General features: G+C 59.7%; 13 protein-coding genes. 3 read left to right on the top strand and 10 right to left on the bottom strand.

From position 1 onward, the window contains the following. Nucleotides 1-20 precede the first annotated feature (20 nt). Nucleotides 21-398, top strand: a complete 378-nt coding sequence (locus KBY02_RS18460) for a hypothetical protein (RefSeq protein WP_011269382.1) — start codon at nucleotides 21-23, stop codon at nucleotides 396-398. Here KBY02_RS18460 and KBY02_RS18455 read toward each other — a convergent pair whose 3' ends face one another. The 10 genes from KBY02_RS18455 to KBY02_RS18410 form a co-directional block, all read right to left on the bottom strand. Beyond that, entirely contained in the window at nucleotides 399-2360 is a 1962-nt protein-coding gene (locus KBY02_RS18455; protein WP_225650677.1) for a DUF4105 domain-containing protein, read from the bottom strand. It lies immediately after the preceding gene. After that, nucleotides 2357-2677 carry a DUF2388 domain-containing protein gene (locus tag KBY02_RS18450; RefSeq protein WP_003316115.1) on the bottom strand — a complete coding sequence of 107 codons (321 nt, stop codon included), beginning with the start codon at nucleotides 2675-2677 and terminating at the stop codon, nucleotides 2357-2359. The genes KBY02_RS18455 and KBY02_RS18450 overlap by 4 nt, the downstream gene beginning before the upstream one ends. A 38-nt stretch (nucleotides 2678-2715) precedes the next feature. Beyond that, entirely contained in the window at nucleotides 2716-3021 is a 306-nt protein-coding gene (locus KBY02_RS18445; protein ID WP_003401226.1) for a DUF2388 domain-containing protein, read from the bottom strand. Between the two features lie 86 nt (nucleotides 3022-3107). Continuing rightward, nucleotides 3108-3425, bottom strand: coding sequence for a DUF2388 domain-containing protein (locus tag KBY02_RS18440; RefSeq protein WP_003340363.1), 318 nt, complete (start codon nucleotides 3423-3425; stop codon nucleotides 3108-3110). Between the two features lie 310 nt (nucleotides 3426-3735). Then, entirely contained in the window at nucleotides 3736-3951 is a 216-nt protein-coding gene (locus KBY02_RS18435) for a DUF1127 domain-containing protein (protein ID WP_002555870.1), read from the bottom strand. A 320-nt stretch (nucleotides 3952-4271) separates the two neighbouring features. Beyond that, nucleotides 4272-5765 carry an acetyl-CoA hydrolase/transferase family protein gene (locus tag KBY02_RS18430; RefSeq protein ID WP_003401225.1) on the bottom strand — a complete coding sequence of 498 codons (1494 nt, stop codon included), beginning with the start codon at nucleotides 5763-5765 and terminating at the stop codon, nucleotides 4272-4274. A gap of 179 nt (nucleotides 5766-5944) precedes the next feature. Next, the gene (locus tag KBY02_RS18425) at nucleotides 5945-7399 is read right to left on the bottom strand and encodes an NAD(P)(+) transhydrogenase (Re/Si-specific) subunit beta (protein WP_225650676.1); all 1455 of its coding nucleotides are present in this window, start codon (nucleotides 7397-7399) and stop codon (nucleotides 5945-5947) included. Further along, complete coding sequence (locus KBY02_RS18420) at nucleotides 7396-7719, bottom strand: NAD(P) transhydrogenase subunit alpha (protein WP_002555867.1); 324 nt, start codon at nucleotides 7717-7719, stop codon at nucleotides 7396-7398. The genes KBY02_RS18425 and KBY02_RS18420 overlap by 4 nt, the downstream gene beginning before the upstream one ends. A 10-nt stretch (nucleotides 7720-7729) precedes the next feature. Further along, entirely contained in the window at nucleotides 7730-8851 is a 1122-nt protein-coding gene (locus tag KBY02_RS18415; protein ID WP_003401222.1) for a Re/Si-specific NAD(P)(+) transhydrogenase subunit alpha, read from the bottom strand. 419 nt (nucleotides 8852-9270) lie between these two features. Next, entirely contained in the window at nucleotides 9271-10185 is a 915-nt protein-coding gene (locus tag KBY02_RS18410) for a LysR family transcriptional regulator (protein WP_057458169.1), read from the bottom strand. 153 nt (nucleotides 10186-10338) lie between these two features. On the opposite strand from KBY02_RS18410, the gene KBY02_RS18405 reads away from it, so the two are divergent. Next, nucleotides 10339-11520 (top strand): acyl-CoA dehydrogenase, encoded by a 1182-nt coding sequence (locus KBY02_RS18405; protein ID WP_003401217.1) that lies wholly within the window; start codon nucleotides 10339-10341, stop codon nucleotides 11518-11520. Between the two features lie 9 nt (nucleotides 11521-11529). Then, complete coding sequence (locus KBY02_RS18400) at nucleotides 11530-12753, top strand: CaiB/BaiF CoA transferase family protein (RefSeq protein WP_225650690.1); 1224 nt, start codon at nucleotides 11530-11532, stop codon at nucleotides 12751-12753. Nucleotides 12754-13048: the final 295 nt, after the last annotated feature.

Raw genomic sequence — 13048 nt, 5'->3', positions numbered from 1 at the left:
CGCGTGTTCAGAGGCCGTGTATGAAATTTCGTTTTCTGTTGTGGATGCTGGGCCTGCTGATGGCTCGCGCCAGTCGTAACAACCCTGCGTTTCAGCAGCAACTGGCTGGCAAGGACCTGACCTTTCAGTTGCAGACCGCAGATGGCAAGGTTGCACGTCACTTCATGGTCCACGATCAGCGGATCCGCAGTGCAAGCGGCACGGTTGCAGAGCCGGCCTTTGCCATCGTGTTTCGTGATGCAGCCTTCGGCTTTGATACCCTGCAGGCGAAGAACAAGCAGCTGGCGTTCATGAAGGGCATTCAGGACAAGGATATTCAGATCAAGGGCAACCCGGCCCTGGTGATCTGGTTCCAGGGCCTGGTCAAATACCTCAAACCGAGAAAGAAAGCCGCCTGATCACGGCAGCTGCAGCCCGCCTGCAGCCTTGTGCAACGCCCTGAGGTGCTCGGACACCTGTTTGAGGTTGGCTTCGTTGGCGGCAATCTCTTTGGCGCGCTCAGGCTCCAGCAGGGCTCGCACTTCCTTGTCGAGATCGCCGGTCAGGCGCTTGAGCTGGTTCTGGCGCTGACTGCTTTCTGCCTCAAGACGCTGCCATTCACCCGCCTGTGGCAAACCGTACCCGTCGCTGCCCAGCAGCTCGGCAGGCCGGCTGAGGAACCCGCTGCTGGCGAGGATTTCCTGCAGCGTTTTGGTCGCGTTGGAGACTTTGCCGTCTTTCAATTCCCGTGCACCCAGGTAGCTCTGTTTCACTTCGTCCTGGGCCAACAGCAGTTGCCTGCGCAGGCTGGCCTGCTCGAGCAGCAGAATCGCAGCGCTGGTACGTAGATCGGCTTTAGCGAACCACTGGCTGCGCTCACTGGCTGGCAGGGCCATCCAGTCTTCCACGGTGTTCTGTTTGATCGGCAGGTGCTTCTTCAGCACTTCGAACATCGCCTGATAGCGGTCGCGATAGGAGTCGAACCGATAGCCCAGACGCAGCGCCTCCTTGGGATCATCCAGTACGCTGGTGTCAGCCAGCCCACGGCCTTCGAGGACTTCAAGCAAACCGTTGGGCAAAATGCTGTCCAGGCCGACGAGTTTGGGGTTGTGCGTACCGGCGCGCAGCAGTTTGAGGTTTTCAACGGCGCAGTTGTTCGAAAGGAAGTAGTAGTTGCCGTCGTAGCTCCAGTGCATCTCGGCAGCGTGCTGCACCAGCCCTTCTATTTCCGGACGCGACAGCTTGATCGGTACCGACGCCAGGCTGCGCAGTTCGGTCTTGGTGTATTCATCGATGACCTGCGCCAGTGGCAGGACGAACAGGCGCGACGGGTAGGCCCCCATCAGGCCGTCCCAGCTGGACAGCTGCACGTCGCCGACAAACGCCCGGTAAGACAGCACCAGATGCTGATCGAGGTCCAATCGGCAATCCGGGCCGCGCGGGCGACCGGGTTTGCAGATCACCAGGCGCAACATGCTGTGGCCCCAGCGGCTTGCCCAGTTCTGGTTCGCCTCGGCCAGCAGATAGTCCACCGCATAGACCCGTTCCGGGTCCAGCTTGCCCAGCGGCTCCCGGCCGAAGTCGCTGCCGGCGTTCAGGTAGGGGTAAAACTTTGGGCATTCGTTATGGGCTGCAGGTGCCCAGCCGAAACGCTCCTTGTAATACGCATACAGGGCAGGGCGACGGCAGGCGTAGGCCGGATCAAGGAGGAAGTACTCCATGTTCACCGCCACGAATTCCAGCGGGCTGGTGGTTTCGTAGATGTCCGGGCTGCGGGCAACCTGGCCGTTATGTTCCTCGCGGTCGCCACGACGTCCGACATATTGCTGCCAGCCCGCCAGGTCCAGCAGGCGTGGATCGTCACTCAGGGTGAAGCGTCGCTCGGTCTGGCCGCGGCAGTTGTCAGGCAGGCCGACCTTGCCCAGCGAACTGCTGCGTGATGTGCAGCGAAAAATCGCCGCTCGCTCGCTGGGCGACCACAGGCGGGCGCGGTCGTAGACGTGGGTCAGCTCATGCAGGACAGTGGCGAGCAACTCACGACGCACCGTGCCGTGTGGCCGGCCCGTCTGGGCGGTGGCGGCCGAGCCGTCCGTCAATGACGCCAGCAGGTGGTTGTTGAGGTACAGCTGATAGGGACCGGCAGCCTGACCGTAGGCATTCTGCGGCATGTCAGCGGACCAGCTCACCTCGACGGTGCGGTCCAGTGCTTCGACGAAGCTGGGCGGTAACGCATGCAGGGCTTCGTCGAGCAGCGCCTGGCTGGCTTGCTGTTGAGGTGCATCGAGGCCGTCGGTGTGCAGTTCCAGCTTCAGGCTGGCAAAGGCATGCGTACCGACCAGCGACAGCGCGCCAGCGAGCAGCCAGGCGCGAAGCCGCCTCACAATGCGAGGATTGCTTCAGCCAGGGTCTGATCGCTTGCACCGCGCGCTTCCGGCACGCGGGTACGCAGCGTGTCGAACGCAGCATCTAGTTGGGCACCGTGGATATCACCGCCGGTGGCAACGTAGCTGGCAGCATCGTCCTTGGCCTGGAGAACGACCTTGGAATCGCGGATCGATGTGGTGGTGTCGGAAGTGAAATCGATGGTACGGCCGAACGCACGAACGATGATGTTGCTCGTGGCCACAACAGTCTGGGCCTGGGCAAAATCGGCCAGCAAGAGCAGGCCAAGGGAAGCAGCAATCAGCGGGGTACGCATGTAGTGACGTCTCCAGTTACGCGAAGAGGGGAAAGTGGCTATTGGACGAGGATTGCCTGCGCCAGTTCAAGGTCGCTGGCATGAAGTTTTGCATCTGCCTGACGCAGGGCGTGCAGCGCTGACTCAAGCCGGGCACCGCGCATTTCTCCGCCGCTGGCGATGAATGCAGCAGCATCGTCACGGGCAGCCATGATCAGTTTGTTATCGAACGGTCCTGTCGAAACCTGACTGGTGGCGTAGCCGGTCTTGACCAGGCCTTGCGTGGTCGTATCGAACGCTTGAACCTGACTGACGTACATCAGGCTGGCAAAGGGAGCGATATACAGAAGGTGCACTAAACGCATGACTTTCACGAACCGGCAAAACAGCCTCCAAGGCTAGCGCAATGCGCGGGCCAGAGCTACCCCGGCACATGGCCGGGGCGCAGCGGTCAGATGGCCAGGATGGCTTGAGCCAATTGGCTGTCGCTGGCTTGCAGTTCAGGCAGAACCTGGCGGATATGCTGCAGCGCGCCTTCGAGTCGAGCACTGCGGATGTCGCCGGAGCTGGCCACGAAGCTGGCGGCGTCGTCACGGGCGGCAAGAACGATCTTGTCGTCTTTCAGGGAAGAAGAAACGTTGGAGGTCGCGCGCGTCGCTGCATTGACGGCATCGACCACTGCGTCGGTGGTGACAATGAAGCTGGAGGCGTTTGCACCGGCTGCGGCGGTCAACAGAAAGACAGCGCCAAGGTTACGTAGCAGAGACATGATCGAGTTCCGTTGTGGACAAGTGGGCACAGACTGCCTGCGAAGCCGAAGGGCTGAGGTAGAGCGCTAGACTATCCCACCGATACCGCAGTTGTCATGACGGTCGATGGCTTCGGCTTACACAGTTTGCAATATTTGGTAACTGTACCTGCAGTTTGAGACTTCTTAAAAACTGTACCTGTCTAGCCAGAACTCTTTAATCGCCCCCTGAAACGACAAAACCCGCCTCAGTTGCCTGAGACGGGTCTTGTATGAAGCAATTCGGGGTGCTGGCAGGAGACCTAAAGGTCAAGAACCAGCGGGCGCATGTTTAGCGCCAGAACGGCTTGCTCAGCTCTTCGTAACGCTGGGATTCGCTGATACCGGCGTCAGCCAGCAGGCGTGCATCCAGACGGGCCAGCTGGTGGCGGCTGGACAGGCGACGCTGCCAGAGCATCAGGTTGGCGAATACGCGCAGAGGCAGAGAGGCTTTTGCGGTGGTAACGGTGCTTTCGCTGAACAGATCGGAACTGATTGTACGTTCCATGGTGTGACTTCCTTCCGCTTGTGGCGGGATAAGTGAGTTGCTTGACTGGTGCCCATTTTCCTCGTGCGCGTCCAGCTTCCATAGACACAGTTCACCTGTATTGTGAGGGTTCAGTTAACTGTGATCGGGCACTGTTTTGTTCATAAATGGGGCAACTGTACCGGTCTGCACTTTATGGGTGCATTTTGTGGTCGATTGTAGTGATTTTGGCCTTTTAAGGCGTTTTTATGACCGGTACAGAAGTACAGTTTTTCGATAAGCGTGCAAGTACTCGCGACAAGTGAGCCAGAAAAGGTCTTGCTCACTTCCAACTGTCCTGTTCAGGCTGGCAACATCCGCCCGGTTTCTTCCAGGTTGATGTGCCAACTCAGTGCTTCGCGCAGGATGTGCGGGGTGTGCCCGCCCACAGCGCAAGCAGCACTGAAATAGGCGTTCAGCGCGTCGCGATAATCCGGATGCACGCAGTTGTCGATGATCACCCTGGCGCGCTCGCGAGGCGCCAGACCGCGCAGGTCCGCCAGGCCCTGCTCGGTGACCAGGATGTCGACGTCGTGTTCGGTGTGGTCGACATGGCTGACCATCGGCACAACGCTGGATATCGCGCCCCCTTTGGCGATCGATTTGGTGACGAAGATCGCCAGGTGCGCGTTGCGCGAGAAATCTCCGGAGCCGCCGATGCCGTTCATCATGCGTGTCCCGCAGATGTGGGTGGAGTTCACATTGCCGTACAGGTCGAACTCCAGCGCGGTATTGATCCCGATGATGCCCAGACGGCGGATCACCTCGGGGTGGTTGGAGATTTCCTGGGGGCGCAATACCAGCCTGGACTTGTAGCGATTGAAGTCGGCAAAGACCTCGGCGTGCTTGGCCGCCGACAAGGTCATGGAGCTGCCCGAGGCGAAAGTCAGTTTGCCTGCATCGAACAGGTCGAAGGTCGAGTCCTGCAGCACCTCGGAATACATCGTCAGGTCGGTGAAGGGCGACGCCAGCAGGCCATGCATCACGGCGTTGGCAATGTTGCCGATACCGGCCTGCAATGGCATCAGCTTGTCGGTCAGGCGGTCTTCGCGCACTTCCTTCTTGAAGAACTCCACCAGATGATTGGCGATGGCCTGCGTGTCCGCGTCAGGTGGCGTTACCGTGGAAGGCGAGTCGGGCTGGTTGCTGATGACAATGCCGACTATTTTTGCCGGGTCGATTTTCACCGCGTGGCTGCCGATACGCGAATCGGCCTCCAGGACCGGAATCGGCAGGCGTGTCGGTCTGTAGCTGGGTATATAGATGTCGTGCAGGCCTTCCAGCTCCAGTGGCTGGGACAGGTTGATTTCCACGATGACCTGTTTGGCCAGAATGGCGAAGCTGGCCGAGTTGCCCACGGAGGTACTCAGCACCAGATGACCCTCTTCGGTGATCGCCACGCATTCGATCACGGCCAGGTCCACAGCCTTGATCTGCCGATTGCGCAGCAGCTCGACGGTGTCGGACAAATGCTGATCGATGAACATCACCGTGCCGTTGTTGATCGCCTTGCGCAGCGTGCTGTCGACCTGAAAGGGCATGCGCCGGGACAGAACGCCGGACTCGGTCAGTTGCTTGTCCAGGTCATTGCCCAGACTGGCGCCGGTCATCAGACTGATTTTCAGCGGCGTCACTTTGGCGCGCTCGGCCAGCGCGTGGGGTACGGCCTTGGCTTCGCCTGCACGGGTGAAGCCACTCATGCCGACGGTCATGCCGTCTTCAATCAAGGCGGCAGCGTCGGCTGCGCTCATAACCTTGCTCATCAGGGAGGGCCGGCGGATACGGTCACGGTACATGGGTCTGTCTCGTAGATAGAAGCGAACGACAAGTCTAGAGCCTTGGACGGGCTTCGTCCTGCTACCAAGGTCGCATTTGAGCGCTCTGATTGGCGGGTTCCAGCGCAAAACACTGTTGCGCGGAATGTAAAAAGCCCCGGTCGCCAAGCGAGCCGGGGCTTCAATGGAGCGCTGTGAGGCTAGGCGTTTTCGACGGCCTTCACCATGTCCTCGATCACCTTTTTGGCGTCGCCGAACACCATCATGGTTTTATCCAGATAGAACAATTCGTTATCCAGACCTGCGTAACCACTGGCCATCGAGCGTTTGTTGACGATGATGGTCTTGGCCTTGAACGCCTCCAGGATGGGCATCCCGGCGATAGGGGATTTCGGATCGTTCTTGGCGGCCGGGTTGACCACGTCGTTGGCGCCGAGCACCAGCACCACATCGGCCTGACCGAATTCGGAGTTGATGTCGTCCATCTCGAAGACCTGGTCGTAAGGCACTTCGGCTTCGGCCAGGAGCACGTTCATGTGCCCCGGCATGCGTCCGGCCACCGGGTGAATGGCGTACTTCACAGTGACGCCGCGGTGTACGAGCTTCTCGGTCAGTTCCTTGAGCGCATGCTGGGCACGAGCCACTGCCAGGCCGTAGCCGGGCACGATGATCACGGTATCGGCATTGGTCAGCAAGAAGGTTGCGTCGTCTGCCGAACCTGACTTCACCGGGCGCGCTTCCTTGGCACCCGCCGGGCCTGCCGACTCCGTTGCGCCGCCGAAGCCACCGCCGATCACGTTGAAGAACGAGCGGTTCATCGCCTTGCACATGATGTAGGAAAGGATCGCGCCCGAGGAGCCTACCAGTGAGCCCGCAATGATCAGCATCGAGTTGTTCAGCGAAAAGCCGATGCCGGCTGCTGCCCAGCCTGAATAGCTGTTGAGCATCGAGACCACCACTGGCATATCGGCCCCGCCAATCGGGATGATCAGCAACACACCGATGACGAAGGCCAGCGCCAGCATGATCGCAAAGGCAGTGAGGCTGCCGGTGAACATGAAGGTCAGGCCGAAGAACAGCGTGGCAAGACCCAGGACCAGATTGAGCGTGTGCTGGCCGGCAAACTGTACCGGTGCGCCTTGAAAGAGGCGAAATTTGTACTTGCCCGAGAGTTTGCCGAAAGCGATGATCGAGCCCGAGAAGGTAATCGCACCGATGGCTGCCCCGAGGAACAGCTCCAGACGGTTGCCGGCCGGAATCGCATCGCCCAGATTGCGAACGATACCCAGCGATTGAGGCTCGACCACGGCTGCTATAGCGATGAACACCGCTGCCAGACCGATCATGCTGTGCATGAACGCCACCAGCTCCGGCATTTTGGTCATTTCGACGCGCTTGGCCATGATCGAGCCAGCGGTTCCGCCCACCAGCAGGCCGACCACGATGTAGCCGATGCCTGCGCTGGTCCCTTCAGCGCTAGACAGTGCCGCCAGTTTGAACACCAGGCCGATTGTGGTGATGACCGCCAGGCCCATGCCGAGCATGCCGAACAGGTTGCCACGGCGCGAGGTGGTCGGGTGCGACAAGCCTTTGAGTGCCTGGATGAAGCAGATCGATGCGATCAGGTACAGCAGAGTAACCAGATTCATGCTCATGACTTGGGCGCCTCATCCTTTGCCTTGGGGGCCTTTTTCCTGAACATCTCCAGCATCCGCCGAGTGACCAGAAACCCGCCAAACACGTTCACGGCCGCCAGTGCGACCGCCAGCGTGCCCATGGTCTTGCCCAGCGGGGTGACCGTGAGCGCAGCGGCGAGCATGGCGCCGACGATGACGATGGCGGAGATGGCATTGGTGACCGCCATGAGTGGCGTGTGCAGCGCAGGCGTGACATTCCAGACCACGTGGTAGCCGACATAAATCGCCAGTACGAAAATGATCAGGTTGTAGACGCCGGGGGAAATCAGCTCTTCCATTGGTGTGTCCTCAGCCGTTCTTGCGGACAACTTGCCCGTCGCGGCACATCAGGCATGCGGCGACGATGTCGTCTTCGAGGTTGATCGAGAATGTGCCGTCCTTGTCGAACAGCAGCTTCATGAAGTCCAGCAGGTTGCGGGCGTAGAGCGCCGATGCATCGGCTGCGACCAGAGCGGGCAGGTTGGTGTGGCCGACGATGGTCACGCCGTGCTCGACAACCACTTGATCGGCAACGGTCAGCGGGCAGTTGCCGCCCTGTGCAGCGGCCAGGTCGATCACCACCGAGCCTGGTTTCATCTGCGCCACGGTTTCTGCGCCGAGCAGCACCGGTGCCTTGCGGCCGGGAATGAGTGCGGTCGTGATGACGATGTCCGACAATTTCGCGCGCTCATGAACGGCGGCGGCCTGGCGCTGCATCCAGCTGGCCGGCATGGGCCGCGCGTAGCCGCCGACGCCTTCGGCGCATTCGCGCTCTTCGTCGGTCTCGTAGGGCACATCGATGAATTTTGCGCCCAGCGACTCGATCTGCTCCTTCACTGCCGGACGTACATCCGAGGCTTCTACCACGGCGCCCAGCCTTTTGGCGGTGGCAATGGCCTGCAGACCGGCAACGCCGGCGCCCAGGATCAGCACCCGGGCAGCTTTGACGGTGCCGGCAGCGGTCATCAGCATGGGCATGAAGCGCGGGTAATGATGTGCGGCGAGCAGTACTGCCTTGTAGCCCGCGATGTTGGCTTGCGAAGACAGCACATCAAGGCTTTGCGCGCGCGATGTGCGCGGCGCGGCTTCCAGGGCGAACGCGGTAATGCCGCGTGCGGCCATCTTGCCGATCAGTTCATTGTTGAAGGGGTTGAGCATGCCGACGACCACCGAGCCACTTTTGATCAGACTCAGCGCCTCATCGTCAGGTGCGACGACCTTGAGAATCAGCTCGGCCGCATAGGTCTCGTCAGTGTCACCGATCACTGCGCCAGCAGCCTCGTAAGCGCTGTCCGGAACGCTGGCATGAAGGCCCGCGCCGCTTTGCACCGTAACCCTGTGACCCTGGCTGATCAGCTTTTTGATGGTCTCCGGGGTAGCAGCTACCCGGGTTTCGCCCGCTTGTGTTTCGAGAGGAACACCAATGTGCACGACAAATCTCCTGCGCGATTTTTTATCGTTCGTATGTAGGCCAGTGCACTACGGCTGGTGCGTCTGGCTTGGCCAATCAGCACACCCCTGTGCAGCAGGGGCGGGGCATTTTGCAGGCGAAGTTTGCGGGCTTCAATACATTCTGTAACGAAACTATAGATGAACTACAAGTCATACTGTGACCTATTGTCGCACTGATCTGACGAGGACCTTTATTTGTAAGGCTTGTGGCGCTATTCCTTACAAAAAACAGGTGATAGAAGTTTTCTGGCGGAAAACCGGGAAAAGCAGCGAATAGCACTAAAGTCCCTATAAACAAAGGGGGATGCCGGATTTTTGTGAACAGTGGGAAGTTTCTTCATTGCGACATAAGCTTATATCTGTAGGCGACTTTCGCTATGGACTACCTTTGAACGGCTTCAGGCTTGTTCCTGGGGCAGCCGGTAGCGCTGGGCCTGTTCGATCAGCCAGTCACGAAATGCAGTCAGCGAGGCCGATTCCACTTTGCGCTCGGGAATCATCAGGTAATAGGCCTTACTGCTACTGCCGGGCAGTGCGCGGGTGTTTGCGATCACCAGGCGCCTTTCCTGCAGTTCACGCTGAATGAGGAAGGGCGGAATCAGGGCGATGCCCATGTCGTGCATGGCCGCCTGCGCCAGCATGGAGAACAGCTCGTAGCGCGGACCGGTCATGTCACGCGCTACATCCAGATCCTGTGCGTTGAACCATTGCCGCCAGGCGTAGGGCCGGGTGGTCTGTTGCAGCAGCGGCAATTCGGCCAGTTCGCGTGCTTCCAGGCTGTCGCGACCTTCAAGAAAGGAGGGGCTGCAGACCGGCATGGAGTTTTCACCCATCAGCCGATGCGACTGGGTGCCGGACCAGTCGGCATCGCCAAAGTAGATCGCGGCATCGAAGTCGGTGTCGGCAAACAGGAACGGGCGGGTGCGGTTGGTCAGGTGGACCGTGACGTCGGGGTGCCTGTGCTGGAAGTCCTTCAGGCGCGGCAGCAGCCACTGAGTTCCGAAGGTCGGCACCACGGCGAGCTCGATGGCGTTGGCACCTTGCTGGCCCATGACCGACAGTGTGTCACGCTCGACCGCGTCCAGTTGCTGGGACACACGACGACTATAGGAAAGCCCCGCTTCCGTGAGCTTTACGCCCCTGCGCGAACGCCGGAACAGCTCAACGCCGAGAAACTCCTCCAGTCCGCCGATTTGCCGACACACAGCGCCTTGCGTGAGGGACAGCTCATTGGCGGCCTTGGTGAAGCTCTCGTGGCGGGCGGCTGCCTCGAAACTGACCAGTGCAGTGGTGCTGGGTATCTTGCGTCTCATGTACTTTCTTCTCACTGATATTTTTGTTTTAGAGCGAATTTTGGTATCACGGAGTGAGAAATTAGCACAGACGCTTGATAAAACCTCGTTTGTCGCTGGCATGGGCCGGGACTAGGATCGCTGCATGATTTCATCTGAATGCGAGGAACTGGCATGAGCGGTAAGGCAAGCTTTAACTGGATTGACCCCTTGTTGCTGGATCAACAGCTCACTGAAGAAGAGCGCATGGTCCGCGACACGGCCGAGCAGTTCGCCCAGAGCAAGCTGGCCCCGCGCGTGCTGGAAGCATTCCGTCACGAGAAAACCGACCCGGCCATCTTTCGCGAGATGGGCGAAGTGGGGCTGTTGGGGGCGACCATCCCGGAAGAGTTCGGCGGCAGCGGTCTGAATTATGTGTGTTATGGGCTGATCGCGCGTGAAGTCGAGCGTATCGACTCGGGCTACCGTTCAATGATGAGTGTGCAGTCCTCGCTGGTCATGGTGCCGATCAACGAGTTCGGTACGCAGGCCCAGAAAGAGAAGTACCTGCCCAAACTGGCTTCGGGCGAATGGATCGGCTGCTTCGGCCTGACCGAGCCTGATCATGGGTCCGATCCTGGAGCGATGATTACCCGTGCCCGGCGTGTCGAGGGTGGTTACCGCTTGAGCGGCAGCAAGATGTGGATCACCAACAGCCCGATCGCCGATGTGTTTGTGGTGTGGGCCAAGGACGATGCCGGCGATATTCGCGGTTTCGTTCTCGAAAAAGGCTGGGCAGGCCTGAGCGCTCCGGCCATTCACGGCAAGGTTGGTTTGCGCGCATCGATCACCGGCGAGATCGTCATGGATAACGTGTTCGTCCCCGAAGAGAACATCTTCCCCGACGTGCGCGGTCTGAAGGGGCCGTTCACCTGCCTCAACTCGGCACGGTACGGCATTTCCTGGGGTGCGCTGGGTGCCGCGGAGTTCTGCTGGCACACCGCGCGACAATACACCCTGGATCGCCAGCAATTCGGCCGTCCTTTGGCGGCCAATCAGCTGATCCAGAAGAAACTGGCAGACATGCAGACCGAAATCACTCTGGCCTTGCAGGGTTGCCTGCGTCTGGGGCGCATGAAGGACGAAGGTACGGCTGCCGTGGAGATCACCTCGATCATGAAGCGCAACTCGTGCGGCAAGTCGCTGGATATCGCGCGTCTGGCCCGCGACATGCTGGGCGGCAATGGCATCTCGGACGAGTTTGGCATCGCCAGGCATCTGGTCAACCTGGAAGTGGTGAATACCTACGAAGGCACGCACGACGTGCATGCGTTGATCCTTGGGCGTGCGCAGACCGGCATTCAGGCTTTCTATTAAGGAGGGCTGATCATGGGGGCGCTTTCGCATATCCGGGTGCTCGACCTGTCGAGAGTCCTGGCCGGGCCATGGGCCGGGCAGATCCTTGCTGACCTCGGCGCTGACGTCATCAAGGTCGAGCGCCCCGGGTGTGGCGATGATACGCGCTCGTGGGGGCCGCCGTTCCTTCAGGATGCTGCGGGGCAGAACACCAGCGAGGCGGCTTATTACCTGTCCGCCAATCGCAACAAGCAGTCAGTGACCATCGACTTCACGCGTTCTGAAGGGCAAAGGCTGGTGCGCGAACTGGCAGCGAAGTCCGACATCGTGATCGAAAACTTCAAGGTCGACGGGCTGGCGGCTTACGGACTGGATTACGAGTCGCTGAGGGCGGTCAACCCGAGGCTGATCTATTGCTCCATTACCGGCTTCGGGCAAAGCGGGCCGTATGCGCGGCGTCCGGGTTACGACTTCATGATCCAGGCGCTGGGTGGCTTGATGAGCCTTACCGGTCTGCCGGACGGTGAAGAGGGGGCCGGGCCGGTGAAGGTCGGCGTCGCATTGACTGACATTCTGACGGGGCTGTATTCGACGACGGCCATTCTCGCTGCTCTGGCGCATCGTGATCAAAGCGATATCGGCCAGTATATCGATATGGCGCTGCTGGATGTACAAGTAGCCTGTCTGGCCAATCAGGCCATGAACTACCTGACGACAGGGGTAGCGCCAAAACGTTTGGGAAATGCTCATCCCAACATCGTGCCGTATCAGGACTTCCCTACGGCTGATGGCGACCTGATTCTTACCGTCGGCAATGACAGTCAGTTCAGGAAGTTTGCCGCTGTGGCGGGGCAGCCGCAGTGGGCGGACGATCCGCGCTTCCTGACCAATACGCTACGAGTGGCTCATCGTGCCGAGCTGATTCCGTTGATTCGCCAGGTAACGGTGTTCAAGACCACTGCCCAGTGGGTCAGTGAGCTGGAGGCCGCCGGTGTGCCTTGCGGGCCGGTCAATGACCTGGCCCAGGTGTTTGCCGATCCGCACGTGGTAGCGCGTGTCCTGGCCATAGAGCTTCCCCATGCGCTGGCCGGGCGTGTTCCGCAGGTCGCCAGCCCGATACGGCTGTCTGAGACGCCAGTCGAATACACAAGGGCGCCGCCGTTGCTGGGAGAGCATACGGCGCAAGTGCTGCAGGCGCTGCTGGGGATGGGTGAGGAAGAGATCACTCTGCTGCGCGAGGCAGGGGTGCTGTAGCTATATAGAAGAAAGCGTTTGCGACGGGCTCTTCTATATAGCCAAGGGGCCTTTAAGGTTAATTTTGGCAATTTTGAAATTAACGGTTGACGCCCTCTGTGAGGTGTCTATAATTCGCCCCACTTCCGGCGCAGACGGAAACGAAAAAGCCTTGTAGATCAATAGTTTGCAAGTTTTTGGAGTGAAGAGTCAGCGAGGAAAGAGGTCGGGTCTGGAGTGATCGACAGCGGTGAGAAAAAAGAGTTTGACACGCGGTTGTAACGCTGTAGAATTCGCCTCCCGCTGATGAGCAACT

Origin of the sequence: Pseudomonas sp. P129 (assembly GCF_020312195.1) — a bacterium.
In the GTDB taxonomy this organism is placed as follows: Bacteria; Pseudomonadota; Gammaproteobacteria; order Pseudomonadales; family Pseudomonadaceae; genus Aquipseudomonas; species Aquipseudomonas fragariae.
Note: the sequence above shows the minus strand (reverse complement) of the source record. Positions and strands in the feature narration are given on the sequence as shown.

Excerpts from the sequence above, each read along its gene's own strand:
- KBY02_RS18450 (WP_003316115.1), bottom strand. The coding sequence starts at position 2,677 with ATGCGTACCCCGCTGATTGCTGCTTCCCTTGGCCTGCTCTTGCTGGCC.
- KBY02_RS18440 (WP_003340363.1), bottom strand. The coding sequence starts at position 3,425 with ATGTCTCTGCTACGTAACCTTGGCGCTGTCTTTCTGTTGACCGCCGCA.
- KBY02_RS18435 (WP_002555870.1), bottom strand. The coding sequence starts at position 3,951 with ATGGAACGTACAATCAGTTCCGATCTGTTCAGCGAAAGCACCGTTACC.
- KBY02_RS18410 (WP_057458169.1), bottom strand. The coding sequence starts at position 10,185 with ATGAGACGCAAGATACCCAGCACCACTGCACTGGTCAGTTTCGAGGCA.
- KBY02_RS18425 (WP_225650676.1), bottom strand. The coding sequence starts at position 7,399 with ATGAGCATGAATCTGGTTACTCTGCTGTACCTGATCGCATCGATCTGC.
- KBY02_RS18430 (WP_003401225.1), bottom strand. The coding sequence starts at position 5,765 with ATGTACCGTGACCGTATCCGCCGGCCCTCCCTGATGAGCAAGGTTATG.
- KBY02_RS18445 (WP_003401226.1), bottom strand. The coding sequence starts at position 3,021 with ATGCGTTTAGTGCACCTTCTGTATATCGCTCCCTTTGCCAGCCTGATG.
- KBY02_RS18460 (WP_011269382.1), top strand. The coding sequence starts at position 21 with ATGAAATTTCGTTTTCTGTTGTGGATGCTGGGCCTGCTGATGGCTCGC.
- KBY02_RS18420 (WP_002555867.1), bottom strand. The coding sequence starts at position 7,719 with ATGGAAGAGCTGATTTCCCCCGGCGTCTACAACCTGATCATTTTCGTA.
- KBY02_RS18405 (WP_003401217.1), top strand. The coding sequence starts at position 10,339 with ATGAGCGGTAAGGCAAGCTTTAACTGGATTGACCCCTTGTTGCTGGAT.